Below are 16,387 nucleotides of genomic sequence, written 5' to 3'. Positions count from 1 at the left end.
TGCTCAATCTCCTTTCGACGTGAGCGCTCCATTACTCCTCTATCAAGCTTAGCTAACAAAACTTTTCGTACTCATTACGGGAACTCTCGCTCCCGACGCCGTGGAATGCATTACTCAAGTCGTATCTCGACGTGACCGAGACACTCACTGAAGAGATTCAGAAGATCGAACAGACAATCGAGGAGCGCGCTGGGTCTCTGAAGGAGACCCAGCTGCTCATGACGATTCCTGGTGTGAGTTACTTCACGGCACTGACAATCTACGCTGAATTAGGCGAAATTAGCCGATTTGACGATGACAAAGCGGTCGTCAGTTACGTTGGGTTGAACCCAGTGATCCGCGAGTCAGGTGACTCGCGGATCGAAGGGAGTATCTCAAAACGCGGGTCAGGTCGTGTGAGATGGTTGCTTGTTCAAGCGGCTAACACTGCAGTTCATACCTGTAATGATGAGTATCTGAGCCGGTTCTATGAACGGATAGCAAGTCGAAAAAATTCGCAGAAAGCGATCGTCGCAACAGCTCGGAAAATGTTGGTGTCGATCTATCACATGCTTGATCGGGGAGAAGTGTATGATCCACCAGGTGTGACCGCGTAGAGACGGGATCTGAGGGCCGCCGGGCGGGCGGCCCTCAGTGGCCAACCGAGGCCAGCGTGAGCAACTGCTATCGCCAGACAGCGACCACACCGCAGACACGTACCGACCGCCTGTCGGCTGTGGAGACTACAGATCCCACGACGGCGAAATCATTTTGTTGTCAGCGGTGGTTTGTTGAGGTAGCAGCGTTTCCATAGGTGAAAGGGCGAAACGCTCTCGGCGAACCCGGACGACGCAAGCACCGCAGGAGTGAGCACCGCGAACGACGAGGAGCGCAGCGAGTCCCGGGAGCCGAGAGCGTTGAGGGCTTTCTACGTGTTGTCACAGTCGCCACCGATACTACCAGAACCGACTACTCTCGAATCGAATCAGCGACCGACTGCAACGACTCGTACTCCGAATCCGAGTACGCGATCACACGCACGTCAGTCAGAGACGACGACTCGTACTCCGCGATCACCGAACAGATCAGTTCCGCGCCGCGCTTGAAATCGAAGCCGGCAACGCCGGTGCCAAGAATCGGAATTACAATCGACTCACACCCCAATTCGTCAGCTTTTGCTAACGTGTTCCGCGTTGCCTCCTGAATACTCTCCGCGGTCGCCTGCCCATCGCCGTAGTGCGGCATCGCCGCCGCGTGAATCACGTACTCGGCGTCGAGACCGTAGGCGTCGGTGACGGCGACGTCGCCGAGATCGACCGGCCCGTTCGCCATCGCTTCCGCGTTGATGTCGCCGCCCGCACCGCGGCGGAGTGCGCCGGCGACGCCGCTGCCCATTTTGAGGCTCGTTCCCGCCGCGTTGACCAGTACGTCGGCCGACTGGACGGCGATATCGCCTTGGATGACGGTGACGTTCATACGAAACAGTACGAGTCTACATTGGTAGAGGTTTTTCGCAGACCGCAAGCGACATCGACACGCTGCGGTCACGGAAACGACTCGTCAGCGATGGTTGTCGATCCACTTACACCACGCACGGAAGTCATCAGCACCGCACTGATCGGCGATATTCTGTAGCGTCCCGATACGAACGCGGTCGTGCAGCGGAACAGTGACGGTTCGGGTTTCGCCGGTTTCTGGATGCGTGTATTTCAAAATCACATGATCGCCGCGTGTTCGATCACGTCTGTAGTCGAATTTGCGCAACACGCTGACGATATCTTCGCCGGAAAAATCCCGTGAGACCATTGCTCACGAATCAAACCACGGCGCATCCGGTTCCGGGGCTGCTGTATCATCGTTTCGGGCTTCAGCAGTCAGCTCCGTTGCCTCGTCGAGGTTTTCGAGGGCTTCCTGTCGGGTTGGCCCTTGGCTCGCTACTCCTGCCTCTTCATCGATAGCCGACCACCACCCGTCATCCTCTTCGATCAGCCGAATTTCTCGGCCAGTGCTCATACCGGTTATTAGGCCGGAATATTGCATAAACGTTCGGACGGCGTTCAAACCGGTAACCCCCGTGTCAGCGCGAAGTCAAGTACCTCCAGTACGTACACAGGGCAATGAGCGACGCACCACCAACACCGGGCATTCATCACGTCACCTGCATCGCAGGCGACCCCCAGCAGAACATGGATTTCTGGGTCGAAACGCTCGGCCTCCGCCTCGTCAAGCGGTCGATCAATCAGGACGACCCTAGCACCTACCACTTCTTTTTCGCTGACGCCGAGGGCACCCCCGGCACCAGCATGACCTTCTTCCCGTGGGAAAACCTCCGACAGGGAAAGGTCGGCTCCGGCCAAGTTTCCCGCACCGCCTTCCGCGTCCCCGAGGGCAGCCTCGAGTTCTGGAAGGATCGCTTCGACGAGTACGGCGTTGATTACGAGGGACGGGTCGAGCGGTTCGGCGAAACCGTCCTCCCGTTCTACGATCCCGACGGGCTCCCGGTCGAACTCGTCGCCATCGAGATCCCAGACGACGATCCAACCGTCCCGTGGACGGAGTTCGTTCCCGAAGACGCCGCGATCCGGGGCTTTCACTCGGTGACGCTGTGGCTGGCCGATCCTCAACGCACCGAGGAGGTACTCCGAACGATGGGCCTCGAAGAAGCCGGCACCGAGGAGTCACCGGGCGATACGCCGGGCGATGAGCGCACGCGCTTCGAGGCAACCGGCACCGTCGGCCAGTACGTCGATGTCTTACCGACAATCGAAGGCGCGCGACAGGGCCACGGCACCGTCCACCACGTCGCTTTCCAGACGCCAAGCGACGAGGATCAGCTGGCGATGCGGCAGGCCGTCTCCGCCCAAGGCGTTCGGCCGACCCAGCAGATCGACCGCCACTGGTTCCATTCGGTATACTTCCGGGAACCAAACGGGATCCTGTTCGAACTCGCCACCAGCGGGCCGGGGTACACCAGCGACGAACAACTCGACGAACTCGGCGAGAAACTAATCCTGCCGGGTGAGTTCAGGGAGCAACGCGAGCAGATCGAAGCCAACCTCAGCGACGTGACGATCCCGCGGGGAGAAGCAGTCGACGCCGACGCTGACTAGATTAGGAGTCGACAGCGAACGGACTCTCGCTCTCCCGCCAGTTCCACCCCGGCAGCCGCGTCTGAAAGCCCGCCGCCAGCGCGGCATCAAGGTCGTCGGCACCAGCGGTCTCCTCGTCGTCGCCGTGAGTGTAAATATCCGCGAAGTGGAACGTCGCCTCGGCGAGCATCGCCAGCGGCTGGCCGCCCGCGATGGTGGCCGCAAGCTGGCGGCCCAACACCTCGTCGACGACGAAACCCGGGTAGTCACCGTCGACATCGAGCTCCCGCAGGAGGCCAACGTAGCCGGCGATGTTGACCGCGCGGTCGCCGGCAGCGAAGACGCGGTCGACTTCGTTGTGGTAGTCGGCCTCGCGCACAGCGTCGACATCGGTTTCGAACGCCCGCCCAAGCCGGTCGCGGGTGTCGTTGATCAGCGGGACGATGATATCGGCACGACGGCGAACCCAGTCGTGTTCGGCGGTGACCCGATCCGGTGTGAGATGCATATCCGGAGCGAGGTCGTGTGTCGGCTTGTGTTTGTGGGTGGTCATTTTCGGCGGGCGGGCGACCGGCAACCGTCCTGGTTGCGAAGGGGTTTTATAACGCCGATGGTGTATGCAGAACTAAGCGGGTTTTCGCTGCCTGTTCCCGCATGCGCAGCTATCAGCGCGTATTCAGTATGTTCCATCTCGACCGGCACTATCCCACGGCGTTCCACCGACTCGTGGGTGCAGTCTGGCAGGTGGGCGGCCGGCGAGGCGGCGACCACTGTAGATTTCTGACGTATGAGCTCAGTAGATAAGCAACTCGACGACCTGAAAGCGGAGATCGACGAAGAAGTTCCACCCGACATCACCGTCTCGGATGTGAAATACGAGGGGCCGGAGCTGGTGATCTACACCCCCCACCCCAAGCAGTTTGCGGAGGATGGCGACCTCATTCGGTCGCTGGCCAGCAAGCTCCGCAAGCGGATCACCGTCCGCCCGGATCCGGAAGCACTCTCGGCTCCCCAGAAGGCGGACTCGAAGATCCGGTCGGTGATCCCCGACGACGCCGGTGTCACCGATCTCGACTTTCATGAGGATACCGGTGAAGTCGTCATCGAAGCGCAAAAACCCGGCATGGTGATCGGCCGCCACGGATCGACGCTCCGGGAAATCACCCAGGAGGTCGGCTGGACGCCGGAGGTCGTCCGCACCCCGCCGATCGAGTCCTCGACGGTCTCGAACGTCCGCAACTTCCTCAAACACGAACGCGACGAGCGACGCGATGTCCTCGAACGCGTCGGCCGCCAGATCCACCGCGAGGAGATCGGCCGCGAGCAGTGGGTGCGAATTTCTACCTTGGGCTGCTGTCGGGAGGTCGGCCGCGCGGCGTTTCTGCTCCAAACCGCGGAAACCCGCGTCCTCATCGACTGCGGCGACAAACCCGGCGCGGAAGGCGAGGTGCCCTATCTGCAGGTGCCGGAAGCACTCGGTGCGGGCGCAAACTCCATCGACGCGGTCGTGCTCACCCACGCCCACCTTGATCACTCCGCGCTCATCCCGCTGTTGTTCAAATACGGCTACGATGGGCCGATCTACTGTACGGAGCCGACACGGGATCTGATGGGGCTGCTCCAGCTCGATTATCTCGATGTGGCGACCAAGGAGGGGCGGACACCGCCGTACGAATCGGATCAGGTCAGAGAGGCGATCAAACACACCATCCCGCTGGAGTACGGCGATGTGACCGACATCGCTCCCGATATCAAGGTCACCTTCCACAACGCCGGCCACATCCTCGGCTCGGCGGTCACCCACTTCCATATCGGTGACGGCCTCTACAACGTCGCCTTCTCCGGCGATATCCACTACACCGACACGCGGCTGTTCAACGGCGCGGTCAACGACTTCCCCCGCGTCGAAACCCTGGTACTGGAGTCGACGTACGGCGGCCGCAACGACTACCAGACCGACCAGGCCGACTCCGAGGAGAAACTGATCGAGGTCATCAAGGAGACCTACGAGGACGGCGGCGACGTGCTCATCCCCGCCTTCGCCGTCGGCCGCTCTCAGGAGATCATGCTCGTCTTAGAGGAGGCGATGCGAACCGGCAAGATCCCGGAGATGCCGATCCACCTCGATGGGATGATCTGGGAGGCAACGGCGATCCATACGACCTATCCCGAGTATCTCCGCGATGACCTCCAGGATCGCATCTTCCATGAGGACAAAAACCCGTTCCTCGCCGACCAGTTCAACCACATCGACGCCGGCGAGGAGGAACGCCAGACGGTCGCCGACGGCGAGCAGGCGATCATCCTCTCGACCTCGGGGATGATCACCGGCGGCCCGATCATGTCGTGGCTCCGGCATCTCGGCACCGATCCGGACTCCCGGCTTGTCTTCGTTGGCTATCAGGCGCAAGGAACGCTCGGCAACCGCATCCAGAACGGGTGGGATGAGATCCCGATCAACAGCGATTACAACGGCGGCCGCGGCGACACGCTCACCCTCAACATGGGCGTTGAAACCGTCGATGGCTTCTCCGGCCACGCTGATCGCAAGGGACTGATGGATTTCGTTCGGACGATGAATCCACGCCCCGAAAAGATCCTCTGTGTTCACGGCGACGAACGCTCGGTCCAAGACCTCTCGTCGGCGCTCTACCACGAGTTTGATATCCGGACGTTTGCCCCAAAGAACCTCGAAACGTTCCGGTTCCGCTAACCTAGGGGAGTTCCTTCCACTGTTTCCCGCAGTTCGGACAGGTTCGAACCGCGTACACCTCGTCGGGGTCGTTTTCGCGTTTGAGCGTTTCCTCGCATTCGCTACAGGCGATCCGCTCGTAGTTGTCCTTGTAGAGAGCGTCCTCGCGTAGCCCCTTCCGTGTCGATTTCATACCCCCTCTTTCGGCCTGGAGCCTAAAAGCATCCCGTGTGACGGGCGTACGACAGGACTGACACCCAAAGGCATCGCTGTCGACGGTGAGTATCGGAGCAAAAAGGAGTGGCCGCCCGGATGTGAGAGGCGAGTGGAGTGTGGTGGTCGTCAGTACGTTGGGGTCGTGGTCACACATCCGTCACCCGGTGGGAGAGTGGCCAAATCGAGAGCCACTGGCAGTGTGTGGGTGACCGACCACGATGTGTCCGGGGTGAGTATACTGCCGGCTCACAGCCCGGTGTCCCGCCTCAGCCGCCGTCTGCTGTCACCTCCGATATTAACATTACCTAAATCAAAGCGGCCGGATGTATAAATACTGTACGGTGCGCAAAGATATCGTGATACGTATAGCATAAATTGAGTTTCTTACCGATATTGTTCGATATAGCTGCACTATTTTGTGAGATAGTTGGCAACTGTGTTTCTGGCCGGCGAGATAGCCGCGACTCACTGCGTGGTTAGAGAGAATCGGAGCAAGACGAGGCGAGGAGCGCGGCGGACGATCCGGTCGAGGACGCCCCGATCCCCGAGATGGATCCTGCCGCGTGGCGGCCGGCGGGCGTGGCGACGAGCGGTGTATCTGCCGACAGTTGACGAGAAAAGCGTCAGTACGTCGGCATCACATCGTATGTCGTTGTGGCGTATAAACCCACCGTCCGCGCCGCGACCGAGCGGCGGTTACCGGCGATCGTCGAGTGCCGGGAACGACGACCGAACTTCCTCGACAGCCGCCGGCTCGACGGTCGCCGTGATCGTCGTCGATCCGTCGCCGGCGGCGGCCCGGGCTGTCCCCCACGGGTCGTAGATCGCCGAGCGGCCACACAGCTGTGCGTCGGCCGCGGGGAACGAGCCCGTTCCGTTGACCGCGATCAGATAGGAGAGGTTTTCGATCGCGCGGGCCCGACCCAGCGTTTCCCAGTGTTCGATCCGGGGATAGGGCCACGCGCTCGGCACGACAAGACAGTCGACACCGCGGTCGAGCAGCCGGCGGTACAGCGACGGAAACCGGAGATCGTAACAGGTCGTCGTCCCGATCGTTAGCCCGCCAAACTCAACGACAGACAGCGAGTCGCCGGCCACCAACAGCTCGGATTCCGCCGAGTCGTAGCCGAAGAGATGGTGTTTCCGGTAGATGCCGCACCGCTGGCCATCGCGGTCGAAAAACACCGACGTGTTGGCGTAGCCATCAGATGCCGGTACGTCGTAGCCCGCGGCCGCGCTGGCGGCGAGCGATTCGACGACGGTGCCGGCGACAAGGGCGATGTCGTTGTCGGCGGCTATCTCGGCGAGGCGGTCGAACAGCGGGTCATCAAGGCCGGCGGCCTGGGTCGAATACTCATCAAACGCAAAGAAGCCGACGAGAAACTGTTCGGGGAGGACAGCGAGATCGGCACCCTCGGCGGCGGCATCGGCGACCGCCTCGCGGGCCCGATCGAGATTGGCCTCGATGGCTCCCGGCTCAACCCCGAGTTGGATCGCGGCGACCTCCATCGTCAGCTGATCTCCGCCCGAAGCGCGGCCTCAAGATTGTCGAGTTCGGCATCGAGGTTGCGTTTGAAGAATCGCTCGACGCCGGGGAGCTGTCCGTCGACAACGAACTCATTGCGGAGCTGACAGCCGCCGTCGGTCTCGGTGATCGTGTGTTCGCCGGTCACCCGGAGGGCGCGTGAGCGACCCTCGAACTTGACGCGGGTCGGAGATTCGCGGATCAGCTCCTCGGTTTCGACGGCAACCGTCGAGTTGAGCAGCGGGATCGGCAGCTGCACCTGCCACGTTGCGCGGTTGTCGTCGTGGATCTCGTAGCTGTCGACAACGCTGATCGCGCCGGCGCGTTTGGCCGGATCGGCGATAAACGTCCAGATCTGCTCGCCGGGAACGTCGAACTCGAAGGTCCGTGAGACACGGACGGTCATTACAGAATACAGGGTGGGGAGTGTAAAAAAGGACGCGGAAGCGGCCGTCGGCACCTACTCAGGGGTGACACGCCATGTTGTCGAGCGCGCACGGCTCCATTTTTCGATGTCGACATCGTCGGATTTCTCGGCGAGCTGCGGCAGGCGGACACCAACCTGCTTCGAGGAGAGTCCGATCGCCTCAGCGATGGTCTTCGCCCGGAAGTATCGCTCACCGCGTGCGACGCTGTCGCGGAGATAGGCGACGATGCGTTGTTCCTCCTCGGTGTACTCTGTCATCTACGATCACTAGGGGGCTGAACGGCTTAATGATTACGTCGGCAAGCGGGGGGCGATCCCGTCGGCGGGGGAACCGCCCGGTGTCAGGCGTCGTCGTTAGGCGTCGTACAGTTGGAGTGCAGCCACGGAGAGCCCGGCGGCGACGACCGCCGCCGCGAACCCCCATGCCTTCATGAGCTGTGTGCCGCCGGTGAACATGATCCCAGCACCGAGCAGCGCAACCGTGCCACAGGCGATCGCAACGCCAACTCCCTTGTCGGTTGTCGTACCGTGAGTGGCCATGCCAACGGGTTCGACACCACTATGCTTAGTTCATTCGAACACACGGTCGGACGAAGCGATCACCGGAATGGACACCCTAGGTGATTTCGACGTGCTCGGACTCCTCGTTGAGCGCGAGGTTGGCGGCGATCTCGGCGTTGCGCATCGCATACTCGGCGGTATGCTGGAGGCTGACGAGCACCTCTCGGATCTGGAGTAGATCCTTGTTTGGGAGCTCTTCCAGATCGTTGAGGATCTCCTGTTCGCGGTCGGAGATCTCACCAAAGAGGTGTCGACACCGGATCGTGAGATCGTAGTCGCGTTCGACGACGGCGCGGACTGCCATCTCGGTCAGCTCATCGATCTGATCGGTGAACTCCCGGATGCGGCGGATCGTCGAGCTGTCGACATCCGGCATCTCGTCGGCGGAGGCGACGATCTCGGCGATATCCTCGGCGTTGTCGGCGGTCAGTTCAAGATTTTTCGCCACCGACCGGTAGCCGATCAGCGGGAAGCTCGAATCTAGGCCGACAGCCCGACAGAGGTTCGGGTTCTGGTAGGCGGTGAAGATGAGCCGGAGCAATAGGACGAAAATCTTGTTGGCCTGTCGCTCGCGGTTGAGCGCGCGGTCGGCGAGATCGCTGTTGCCGTGGGCCAACGCCTTGATCGCCTCCGAACGCATCGTGCTGCCGGTGTTTTCGAGCCGCTCTAAGAGGTTGTCGAGGGTGAAATCCTCCGGGTCGGCCGAACACCGGATGGCGATGCGCTCCGGTGTCTCCTCGATCACGCCGAGACCCATCAGCTGTGTTTCGGCCTGATACACCGCGTTGATGTGTTCGGAATCGAGGGCGTCGGACTCCATCTGGACGTGGATCACCCGCCGACCGAGCACGTACTGGGCGATAATCGCCCGCTCGACGGAGCCCGCATCGAGATTGTCGGCATGGATCACCGCCTCGCTTTCGCCGGTGCTGGCCGACTCCGGCAACACCGTCAGCGTCCCCTTGCCGCCCATCCGGATCGATACCTCATCACCCTTTTCGACGTAGTGCTCTTTGGTCCACTCCGCCGGCAGCGTCATCGCCAGCGTTGACGGCCCCAGCCGCTGTACCTTCCGTGTTTCCATACCCTTTCTCGGGGACAGGACATCTTAATTGTATGCATACACAGGGTATCGAACAACAAATGTTGAACTGATATCGTGACTACAGCAGATGTTAATATGTGGTTTCTTCACATGCTGCAGACAGCGAACGCTCTCACAGATAACAACCGCACCACGCTACACAACGCGGAGCATGCGCGTTTCGAACCGACCGACCCGCACCTGCCGCCAGCCACGGAGGTCGGCGTCGAGCTCGGGGTCGTCGGTGTCGACACGCAGGACACGGAGGTCGTCAAGCTTCGACCGCGAGGCGACGACCTCGACGCTCGCGTTTCGGATCACGGCCGGCGAGAGCTGTGGGTTGCCACGCCCAAAGATGAACCCCTGCCCGCCGATCGGCGAGACGATGATCGTGTTGTCCTCACCCAGGGCATCCAGAATCTCGGCTTCGCTCGCGTCGGTTGCGAGCACCTGTCCATCCCGCCACACGTCGACGCCGAGCGGTGAGCCCTCGAAGCCGAGCGCCGATTTGATCGCCCCGAGCGTCGACCCCGGGCCGAGAACGTAGGTCGTTTCGGGGTCGACATCGCCGGCGATCCCCTCAGCAAGGGCGTCGACGGTGCCGCCGCCGCGCTGTTTGGCCGACTGGAGACCGTCGGCGACCGGCACCGACGCGATCGCCCGGAGTTCCGGGCTGACCTCGCCGGCCCGGTAGTCGTCCTCGTCGATATCCATGACCTCCCGCTGTTCGGTGCGGTCGAACTCAACGACGATGTCGGCGGCGGCCTCCGGCGAGACCGCAAACACCGAGGAGTAAACTTTGACGCCCGCGGGTACACCGAGCAGTGGGATCTCGGTTTCAGCCAGCGCGTCGGCGACATCGGCCGCGGTGCCGTCACCGCCAACGAAGACAACGAGATCGACGCCGGCCGCAACGAAGGCGTCGACGGCGGCCGCGGTATCGGCGGCGGTCGTCTCGGCTGTGTTTGTGCCGGGCTCGAAGACGATTTCGGGCTCGAAGCCAGCCCCTCGTACCTCGGCGGCTCCCATCGGCTCGCCGGCCACAAGCAGATCGATCTCGGTGTCGCGCTCGGCCAGCCGGGTGAACATCCGGCGGGCGCGCTCCGGTGCACGCGGCTCCGCGCCGCGCTGGCGGGCCTCGGCGACCTTGCCGTCAGTACCTTTGAGGCCGACCCGGCCACCCATGCCGGCGATCGGATTGACGAGGACGCCGAGTCGCATACCGGCAGGTGGCGTGGCGGCGTGAAAAGCCCCCTGTCTGCGGTGCCGCCGGCGTGTGGATGGCGGGAGCCCACCAGCAGATCGGAACCCACTCCTATCGTCGCCGGCGACGACCTGTATGGTGTTTCGGGGACTCCGCGGCGACGGGCGCGGGTGGACGCTGCTGGCGATCGCCTCGGGCTGGGTGTTCGTCCTCGGCGGCCGGTTTCTCGTGCCGGCCGTTCTCCCACAGGTGAAAGACACCTTCGCCGTCAGCGATGTCGGAGCCGGCGTGGCGATCACGATCATCTGGGCGACCTACGGGTTGATGCAGACGCCCGCCGGCCTGCTGGTCGACCGCATCGGCGAGCGGAAACTGCTCGCCGGCAGCGTCGTCCTCACCGCGACGAGCGTCGTCGTCATCGGCGCCGCGCCGGCCTTCGCCGCGTTCCTCGTCGGCTGTGCCGGCTTCGGGCTGGCGACCGGCCTCTACGGGCCGGCGCGCGGCACCGCCCTCTCGCGGGCGTTTCCCGACCACGACGGGGCCGCCATCGGCGCGACGCTGGCGGCGGGGTCGGTCGGCTCGGCCGTGTTGCCGCTGGCGGCGGGCTCGCTTGTCGGTGAGATTAGCTGGCGACTGCTTGTCGGTGGGCTGGCTGTCCCGCTCGTTGGGCTCGGCGTGGTGATCTGGGCGACGGTACCATCGTTCGGCAACGGCGACGGGGCGACTTCCGACGACGGGACGAGTACGAACATCCCTGTCGGCGACGTGCTCGCGGCGATCCGCACCCGGCAGGTCGCGGTCGCGTTGACCGCGCTCACGCTGATGACGTTCGTGTTTCAGGGCGTCTCGGCGTTCTACGTCACCTATCTCTCTTCTGTCACCGGGTTCGCCCAGTCGACGGCAGCGGCGATGTTCGCGCTCGTCTTCGTCGGCGGCGCGGTCGCCCAGGTCGCTGCCGGGAGCCTCGCCGATGCCGTCGGCGACCGACCGGTGTTGGTCGCGGTCTCCGCGGCGACGATCCCGGTGCTCGTTGCGATCCCGACGGTTGACAGCGTGATCGGAGTCGCCGCGGCGTCGCTGCTGCTTGGGATTCGACTGGGCGTCCCTGCGGTCTCGAACGCATACATCATCGCTATTCTTCCAGAATCTGTGACAGGGACGGCGTGGGGCGTCCTTCGGACGACCAGCTTCATGCTGGCGGCAACGGGGTCGACCGTGGTCGGCGTGATGGCCGACAACGATCTGTTTGATGAGGCGTTTTTCCTGCTCGCCGGGGTGACCGCGCTCGGGACGCTGCTGTACACCCGGTTGCCGGATCGATAGCGGCCACGCAGTCGGATCGATAGCAGCCACCACCGGATCGACGACCAGACCTCAAACACTTAACAGGGTCGGCGCGCTACCCCGAGATAATGATCTCACTGACCGCGCCGCTGCCGATCTTTGAGACGGCCGCCGTTGTGTTGGTTGCGAGTCTGCTGTTGACCCTCGGCTGGCTGGCCCACCTGTTTCGATCCTAGACGGTCGCGTTACGAGGAGTCGCCGTCGTCGATATCGGCAACCGTGACCTGCTTGCCGAACCACGCTGCCGCCTCGGCAACAGCGTCCGAATCCCCACCGCGGAACTTCACGCGAACGTACTCCCCCGGATAGCTACCAACATCGACAGCGAACCGCTCTTGTACCGTTTCAAGCCGATCAAGCAGCGCGCTTTCGGGTTCGTCAGCAACAACGATCTCGGTGTAGATCGGCTCACCGCTGAACTCGTCGGCAACGTGCTCAAACATCGCTTTCATCTCCGCGGGAACCCCCGGTAGCACGTAGATCGACTCGATGACCGCGCCGGGCGCGACGCCGACCTCGTTGGGTAACATTCGCGCGCCGGCCGGGAGATCGGTCGTGCCGGCGTCGAGATCGTCGGCACTGTAGCCGCCCTCGCTGGTGAGCCACGCCTCCGCCTCGGGATGGTGTTCGAGCTCGCGGCCGACCGCCGCGGCGACAGCCGCCATCGTGCGGTCGTCGTGGGTCGGTCCGAGCCCGCCGGTGACAACGACCGCGTCGTTGGCAGCCCGATACTCGTTGACGACGGCGGCAATCGTCTCGATCTGATCGGGGACGGTCGTGATTCGGGTGACGATACAGCCGCGATCAGCCAACTCCGAGGCCAGCCACGCGCTGTTCGTATCGACGGTCTCGCCGGCCAGCAGTTCGTCGCCGACCGTGACGATGGCGACGTTCATTGATCGTCCTCGTCGTCAAGCCCCATCTCGACGCGGGTTGCATGGAGTCGGTCGATCTGCCGGCGGTAGTAGTAGAGCCCGCCGACAGCGATCGCCGACAGCACGCCGATGATGGCCCCGAAGATCGTGAGATCGTTCTGTTTGTAGTACTGGACGAGGATCGAACTCGACTCCACGTTCTCCCAGGTCACATGAACCCGGTTGTCAACCCGTTCGGTCGTCGCCCCCGCCGGCACAGCGTTGCTAAACAGGAAGAAGTCCATCCGGCTCCCCTCCGGGAGCACAACCTCATAGGAGCCCTCGATGTAAACGGGGAGTGTCAGCCGGCGAGGGGTCGCCCCGGCGGTAAACGCGAGGCGGCCGTCGGCCGGGACGGTCACATACACCTCATCCGGCGTTTGGTCGATCTCACCGCGAGCCCGGAGCTCCGTTCCGGAGATCACGGTGCCGTTTGCGTAGCGGAACCGAACCGCCGAGATGTCGAGTGGCCCCTCCTGGCCGATGCTGGTCGGCTGATAGAGCCGAAGTCGCTGGTCGGCCGAGACGTTGTAGACACCGCGGAACTGCGAGCCGGTATCCAGCGTGAGCGTCACGTTGCGGTCGGTCTCCCAGTCGTAGGCGGCGTCGGGGTCGGCGTCAAGCACATTGTCGCTGATCTCGCCACCGCCGGTGACGTAATCGAGACAGCCGGCGGTCACCGTGAGGGTGAGCACCGCGAGGACGGCAAGGGCGAGGCGTCGATTCATATTAGTCGTCGCCGATCACAGCCCGGAGTTCAGCCGGGAGGTAGTCACCGATCGCCGCCAGCAGACCGGGCGGATCGGTGCCCTCACCGCAGATGATTGACTGTTCGAGCAGGCCGAGCCGTTCGACGGTAACGATATCCTGGGCGTGGCCCGCGCGGTTGACCGTCGCCCGCACCTCGCCGCGGGTCGCGCTGTTGACGGTGACGCGGCCGGGGCCGCGGGGCCACTCGTAGAGGCGGTCGCGTTCGTCGTCGGCGAGCCGCGAGGGGTCGCCGTAGACGAACTGCAATGGGAGATGTTGGACAAGCCCGAACCGTTCGCGGATCTGGGGTGGGGTTCCCTGGCCGAGGCCGAGTTCACCAGCGGGGATGCGGATCTCCTCGCCGGCATCGAGGGTGATCCCGTCGTCATCCCACGATTCGAGCGTGCCGGTGTAGGTCTCACCGTCCTCGAAGTGGTCGGTGATCTCACCCCACTCCGCCCGGAGGGCGTTGCGGGCGGCGGTTGCGTCGTCGCCGGTGATCGTCACCGTGACGAACGCGTCGCTGCGGACGCCGATCTCGCTTTCGACGCGGAGATCGCCGACCGTGTTGTCGATCAGCGAGCCCAGGCTCTTCAGCGAGCGCTCGCGGGCATCGCCCTCAACGTAGCATTTGGTGGCTAAGACGACCATTTAGTCGGCGTCCGCGTGGATGTCGACGTTCAGTTCCTCACGGAGGGCCGCGCCGCGTTCCTCCATCGCCTCGACAAGGGCGTCGTTGTCCATCGATTCAAGCGGGGAGGCACACTCCGGACACTGGAACCCCTGATCCATCGCCTCGCCGAACTCAAAGCGGATCGAACAGACCTCACAGAGGTAAAACTCGTGGGTGCGCTCGTACTCCTCGCGTTCCTCGATCGCTTCCAGCAGGCGTTCCATCTCCGCTTCGAGGTTTTCGGGGATGTTGTCGTAGTGGAACGTCCACAGATAGGTGAGCCAGCCCGAATCCTCGTCGCGGACGCGGCGGTAGGAGGCGAGGTCGTTCTCGTAGAGAATGAAGAGGGCGCGGCGCACATCGTTGAGTTCGAGATCAAGTTCCTCGGCGAGCTCCTCGTCGGTCACCTCACCCTCCGGCGGCGCGGCGGCGACCGGCATCCCTTCCGGGCCGACCAGCTCGTGGAGGTATTTTTGGATCACTGGATCGTTCAGTAACTCCTCAAAAGCCATTGGGGAATGATCGGCGGTGAACTCGGTTAAAAGCTCCGACTGGCGAAACCGGCCGCCACTCATGACACCAGCGAACAGTATATTTTTATCAAAGTCAGTAGTACCATCCCACAATGGCTGGCCGCCCCGCTCCACGGAACACGGATCAGCTCTACGCGCTCTCCAACCGGGGAGAGTACGGCAGGCTGATCGCGTATATCCGAAATCACAACAACGAAAACGTTCGGTTTGGGGCCGCCGGCGTCCTGTCTGAGTCGATCGAGGGGTTCAAAGAGGAGATCACACCACAGCACCAGCAGGCGCTCGTCGAATCGGTGTTGAACGATCCCAGCGATGACGTTCGGGCAACCGTTCTCAACGTGCTCCTTGCGGTCGATGAATCAACCATCGATACCATCATTACACGGTTGGAGACCGAACCACAATCAACCCCGACCGGCACCCCATACCCGCTGATCCTCACCAAGTGGCACGCCAAACCCCGCGCGCCGCTTCGGTTTCTTGCGGTCGCCGGTTTCGGACGGGTGCGAAGCCGAAATACGATCGAGAAGCTCCGAACGACGATCATCCGCGAGGAGAACATGCGCGTGCTCCGGCGAGCCATCGAGGAGGGTGGTAACGTTGGCGACGAACGGTTTGTGACGCCGATCCAGGAGCACCTCCGGCTCGACAACGAGAAATACAAGGGCACAACAAAAAGCAAACAGGTCGAGCGGGTCAAGGAGGCCGCCGTCGAGGCATTGGTCAAGATCGGCAGCAGTGCCGCCTACGAGGCGTTGTTGACCGCCTCCCGTAGCTCCGATGAGACGCTCAAGGAACACGTGATCAGCGAGATCGGTAAGTTCGGGGCCCAGGATACGATCGACGTTGTCGTCGACAAGCTGGATGCCGATGACAACGAGACGCTGCGACAGGAGGCCGCCGAGGGTGTCATGACGACGTTCAGAGAGGCCGACTTCGAGGACGGCCACTCGGTGCGACAGCGCACGATCGAACAGATCGACGAGGAGATCTCGACGGAGGTCTCCGCGGAGTTTGCGACGATCGTCTCCGAGGCACCCCGAAACGCCGAAAAGCGGAACGCCGCATGGTTGTTGGGTCAACTCGAAAGCGAGACCGATATCGCGGTCGACACCCTGCTGGATGCATTAGCAGACGACGACGCGTATCTCCGGACGATCGCAACGGCGAGTTTGACCAACATCGATCACGCAAAGTTAGAGGAGAAGGTCGACGCCGTCCTCGACACAGCCGACGAGGACTCCGAGGCCTACAAGCTCGCATCCTTCCTCAAATCACACCTCAACAACGACGCGGAAGCAGCAAAAAAGGAGCTGGTCGACTATCGATACGTGTCGAAACCCAGCGACTACACGGTCGATCGGGCGTGATTGTGGTAGAACGGGCGTGGTCGCCC

General features: G+C 62.7%; 19 protein-coding genes and 1 pseudogene. 5 read left to right on the top strand and 15 right to left on the bottom strand.

Annotation, left to right across the window (positions count from 1 at the left end):
- Window positions 1-74: 74 nt before the first annotated feature.
- A pseudogene (locus HKK80_RS10425) lies at window positions 75-596 on the top strand (IS110 family transposase); the annotation flags it as partial.
- Between the two features lie 352 nt (window positions 597-948).
- Here the strand turns inward: HKK80_RS10425 and HKK80_RS10420 are convergent.
- The 3 genes from HKK80_RS10420 to HKK80_RS10410 form a co-directional block, all read right to left on the bottom strand.
- Window positions 949-1,455, bottom strand: coding sequence for a macro domain-containing protein (locus HKK80_RS10420; RefSeq protein WP_411799533.1), 507 nt, complete (start codon window positions 1,453-1,455; stop codon window positions 949-951).
- Between the two features lie 84 nt (window positions 1,456-1,539).
- A complete protein-coding gene (locus HKK80_RS10415) occupies window positions 1,540-1,785 on the bottom strand; it encodes a type II toxin-antitoxin system HicA family toxin (RefSeq protein WP_411799532.1) in 246 nt (81 codons plus the stop codon).
- 3 nt (window positions 1,786-1,788) lie between these two features.
- On the bottom strand, window positions 1,789-1,992 hold the full coding sequence (locus HKK80_RS10410) for a type II toxin-antitoxin system HicB family antitoxin (RefSeq protein WP_142444152.1): 204 nt from the start codon (window positions 1,990-1,992) through the stop codon (window positions 1,789-1,791).
- A gap of 104 nt (window positions 1,993-2,096) precedes the next feature.
- Between HKK80_RS10410 and HKK80_RS10405 the strand changes: the two genes are divergently transcribed.
- A complete protein-coding gene (locus HKK80_RS10405; protein ID WP_411799531.1) occupies window positions 2,097-3,089 on the top strand; it encodes a ring-cleaving dioxygenase in 993 nt (330 codons plus the stop codon).
- 1 nt (window position 3,090) lies between these two features.
- On the opposite strand, the gene HKK80_RS10400 is transcribed toward HKK80_RS10405, so the two are convergent.
- The gene (locus tag HKK80_RS10400) at window positions 3,091-3,576 is read right to left on the bottom strand and encodes a hypothetical protein (RefSeq protein WP_411799530.1); all 486 of its coding nucleotides are present in this window, start codon (window positions 3,574-3,576) and stop codon (window positions 3,091-3,093) included.
- Between the two features lie 279 nt (window positions 3,577-3,855).
- Here HKK80_RS10400 and HKK80_RS10395 point away from each other — a divergent pair, with 279 nt between their 5' ends.
- Window positions 3,856-5,781, top strand: a complete 1,926-nt coding sequence (locus HKK80_RS10395; protein ID WP_411799529.1) for a beta-CASP ribonuclease aCPSF1 — start codon at window positions 3,856-3,858, stop codon at window positions 5,779-5,781.
- A 1-nt stretch (window position 5,782) separates the two neighbouring features.
- On the opposite strand, the gene HKK80_RS10390 is transcribed toward HKK80_RS10395, so the two are convergent.
- From HKK80_RS10390 to HKK80_RS10360, 7 genes are all read right to left on the bottom strand, one after another.
- The gene (locus HKK80_RS10390; RefSeq protein ID WP_411799528.1) at window positions 5,783-5,953 is read right to left on the bottom strand and encodes an HVO_0758 family zinc finger protein; all 171 of its coding nucleotides are present in this window, start codon (window positions 5,951-5,953) and stop codon (window positions 5,783-5,785) included.
- 719 nt (window positions 5,954-6,672) lie between these two features.
- The gene (locus HKK80_RS10385; protein WP_411799527.1) at window positions 6,673-7,485 is read right to left on the bottom strand and encodes a nitrilase-related carbon-nitrogen hydrolase; all 813 of its coding nucleotides are present in this window, start codon (window positions 7,483-7,485) and stop codon (window positions 6,673-6,675) included.
- 2 nt (window positions 7,486-7,487) lie between these two features.
- Window positions 7,488-7,907, bottom strand: coding sequence for an SRPBCC family protein (locus HKK80_RS10380; RefSeq protein WP_411799526.1), 420 nt, complete (start codon window positions 7,905-7,907; stop codon window positions 7,488-7,490).
- A 54-nt stretch (window positions 7,908-7,961) separates the two neighbouring features.
- On the bottom strand, window positions 7,962-8,186 hold the full coding sequence (locus tag HKK80_RS10375) for a hypothetical protein (RefSeq protein ID WP_142444160.1): 225 nt from the start codon (window positions 8,184-8,186) through the stop codon (window positions 7,962-7,964).
- A gap of 96 nt (window positions 8,187-8,282) precedes the next feature.
- A complete protein-coding gene (locus tag HKK80_RS10370) occupies window positions 8,283-8,468 on the bottom strand; it encodes a hypothetical protein (RefSeq protein ID WP_411799525.1) in 186 nt (61 codons plus the stop codon).
- Between the two features lie 76 nt (window positions 8,469-8,544).
- On the bottom strand, window positions 8,545-9,573 hold the full coding sequence (locus tag HKK80_RS10365) for a PhoU domain-containing protein (protein WP_411799524.1): 1,029 nt from the start codon (window positions 9,571-9,573) through the stop codon (window positions 8,545-8,547).
- 156 nt (window positions 9,574-9,729) lie between these two features.
- Window positions 9,730-10,794 (bottom strand): ATP-NAD kinase family protein, encoded by a 1,065-nt coding sequence (locus HKK80_RS10360; protein WP_411799523.1) that lies wholly within the window; start codon window positions 10,792-10,794, stop codon window positions 9,730-9,732.
- 118 nt (window positions 10,795-10,912) lie between these two features.
- Between HKK80_RS10360 and HKK80_RS10355 the strand changes: the two genes are divergently transcribed.
- Window positions 10,913-12,100, top strand: coding sequence for an MFS transporter (locus HKK80_RS10355; RefSeq protein ID WP_411799522.1), 1,188 nt, complete (start codon window positions 10,913-10,915; stop codon window positions 12,098-12,100).
- Between the two features lie 206 nt (window positions 12,101-12,306).
- On the opposite strand, the gene HKK80_RS10350 is transcribed toward HKK80_RS10355, so the two are convergent.
- From HKK80_RS10350 to HKK80_RS10335, 4 genes are read right to left on the bottom strand one after another with little or no spacing between them, the layout of a single operon-like run.
- Window positions 12,307-13,017, bottom strand: coding sequence for a competence/damage-inducible protein A (locus tag HKK80_RS10350; RefSeq protein WP_411799521.1), 711 nt, complete (start codon window positions 13,015-13,017; stop codon window positions 12,307-12,309).
- Window positions 13,014-13,763: a DUF5803 family protein gene (locus HKK80_RS10345; RefSeq protein WP_411799520.1), complete on the bottom strand. Its 750-nt coding sequence runs from the start codon at window positions 13,761-13,763 to the stop codon at window positions 13,014-13,016. Before HKK80_RS10345 ends, HKK80_RS10350 begins: the two co-directional genes overlap by 4 nt.
- A 1-nt stretch (window position 13,764) precedes the next feature.
- On the bottom strand, window positions 13,765-14,436 hold the full coding sequence (locus HKK80_RS10340; RefSeq protein WP_411799519.1) for a DUF2110 family protein: 672 nt from the start codon (window positions 14,434-14,436) through the stop codon (window positions 13,765-13,767).
- Window positions 14,437-14,970: a transcription factor gene (locus HKK80_RS10335; protein WP_411799518.1), complete on the bottom strand. Its 534-nt coding sequence runs from the start codon at window positions 14,968-14,970 to the stop codon at window positions 14,437-14,439.
- A gap of 113 nt (window positions 14,971-15,083) precedes the next feature.
- Between HKK80_RS10335 and HKK80_RS10330 the strand changes: the two genes are divergently transcribed.
- Complete coding sequence (locus HKK80_RS10330; RefSeq protein WP_411799517.1) at window positions 15,084-16,361, top strand: HEAT repeat domain-containing protein; 1,278 nt, start codon at window positions 15,084-15,086, stop codon at window positions 16,359-16,361.
- The last annotated feature ends 26 nt before the right edge of the window (window positions 16,362-16,387 follow it).

Source organism: Halonotius sp. F2-221B (assembly GCF_046719765.1).
In the GTDB taxonomy this organism is placed as follows: Archaea; Halobacteriota; Halobacteria; order Halobacteriales; family Haloferacaceae; genus Halonotius.
The sequence above is the reverse complement of the archived record's forward strand: the minus strand, read 5'-3'. Positions and strand labels throughout refer to the sequence as shown.

Coding starts and splice junctions, on each gene's coding strand:
- HKK80_RS10420 (WP_411799533.1), bottom strand. CDS start 1,455: ATGAACGTCACCGTCATCCAAGGCGATATCGCCGTCCAGTCGGCCGAC.
- HKK80_RS10415 (WP_411799532.1), bottom strand. CDS start 1,785: ATGGTCTCACGGGATTTTTCCGGCGAAGATATCGTCAGCGTGTTGCGC.
- HKK80_RS10410 (WP_142444152.1), bottom strand. CDS start 1,992: ATGAGCACTGGCCGAGAAATTCGGCTGATCGAAGAGGATGACGGGTGG.
- HKK80_RS10405 (WP_411799531.1), top strand. CDS start 2,097: ATGAGCGACGCACCACCAACACCGGGCATTCATCACGTCACCTGCATC.
- HKK80_RS10400 (WP_411799530.1), bottom strand. CDS start 3,576: ATGCATCTCACACCGGATCGGGTCACCGCCGAACACGACTGGGTTCGC.
- HKK80_RS10395 (WP_411799529.1), top strand. CDS start 3,856: ATGAGCTCAGTAGATAAGCAACTCGACGACCTGAAAGCGGAGATCGAC.
- HKK80_RS10390 (WP_411799528.1), bottom strand. CDS start 5,953: ATGAAATCGACACGGAAGGGGCTACGCGAGGACGCTCTCTACAAGGAC.
- HKK80_RS10385 (WP_411799527.1), bottom strand. CDS start 7,485: ATGGAGGTCGCCGCGATCCAACTCGGGGTTGAGCCGGGAGCCATCGAG.
- HKK80_RS10380 (WP_411799526.1), bottom strand. CDS start 7,907: ATGACCGTCCGTGTCTCACGGACCTTCGAGTTCGACGTTCCCGGCGAG.
- HKK80_RS10375 (WP_142444160.1), bottom strand. CDS start 8,186: ATGACAGAGTACACCGAGGAGGAACAACGCATCGTCGCCTATCTCCGC.
- HKK80_RS10370 (WP_411799525.1), bottom strand. CDS start 8,468: ATGGCCACTCACGGTACGACAACCGACAAGGGAGTTGGCGTTGCGATC.
- HKK80_RS10365 (WP_411799524.1), bottom strand. CDS start 9,573: ATGGAAACACGGAAGGTACAGCGGCTGGGGCCGTCAACGCTGGCGATG.
- HKK80_RS10360 (WP_411799523.1), bottom strand. CDS start 10,794: ATGCGACTCGGCGTCCTCGTCAATCCGATCGCCGGCATGGGTGGCCGG.
- HKK80_RS10355 (WP_411799522.1), top strand. CDS start 10,913: ATGGTGTTTCGGGGACTCCGCGGCGACGGGCGCGGGTGGACGCTGCTG.
- HKK80_RS10350 (WP_411799521.1), bottom strand. CDS start 13,017: ATGAACGTCGCCATCGTCACGGTCGGCGACGAACTGCTGGCCGGCGAG.
- HKK80_RS10345 (WP_411799520.1), bottom strand. CDS start 13,763: ATGAATCGACGCCTCGCCCTTGCCGTCCTCGCGGTGCTCACCCTCACG.
- HKK80_RS10340 (WP_411799519.1), bottom strand. CDS start 14,436: ATGGTCGTCTTAGCCACCAAATGCTACGTTGAGGGCGATGCCCGCGAG.
- HKK80_RS10335 (WP_411799518.1), bottom strand. CDS start 14,970: ATGGCTTTTGAGGAGTTACTGAACGATCCAGTGATCCAAAAATACCTC.
- HKK80_RS10330 (WP_411799517.1), top strand. CDS start 15,084: ATGGCTGGCCGCCCCGCTCCACGGAACACGGATCAGCTCTACGCGCTC.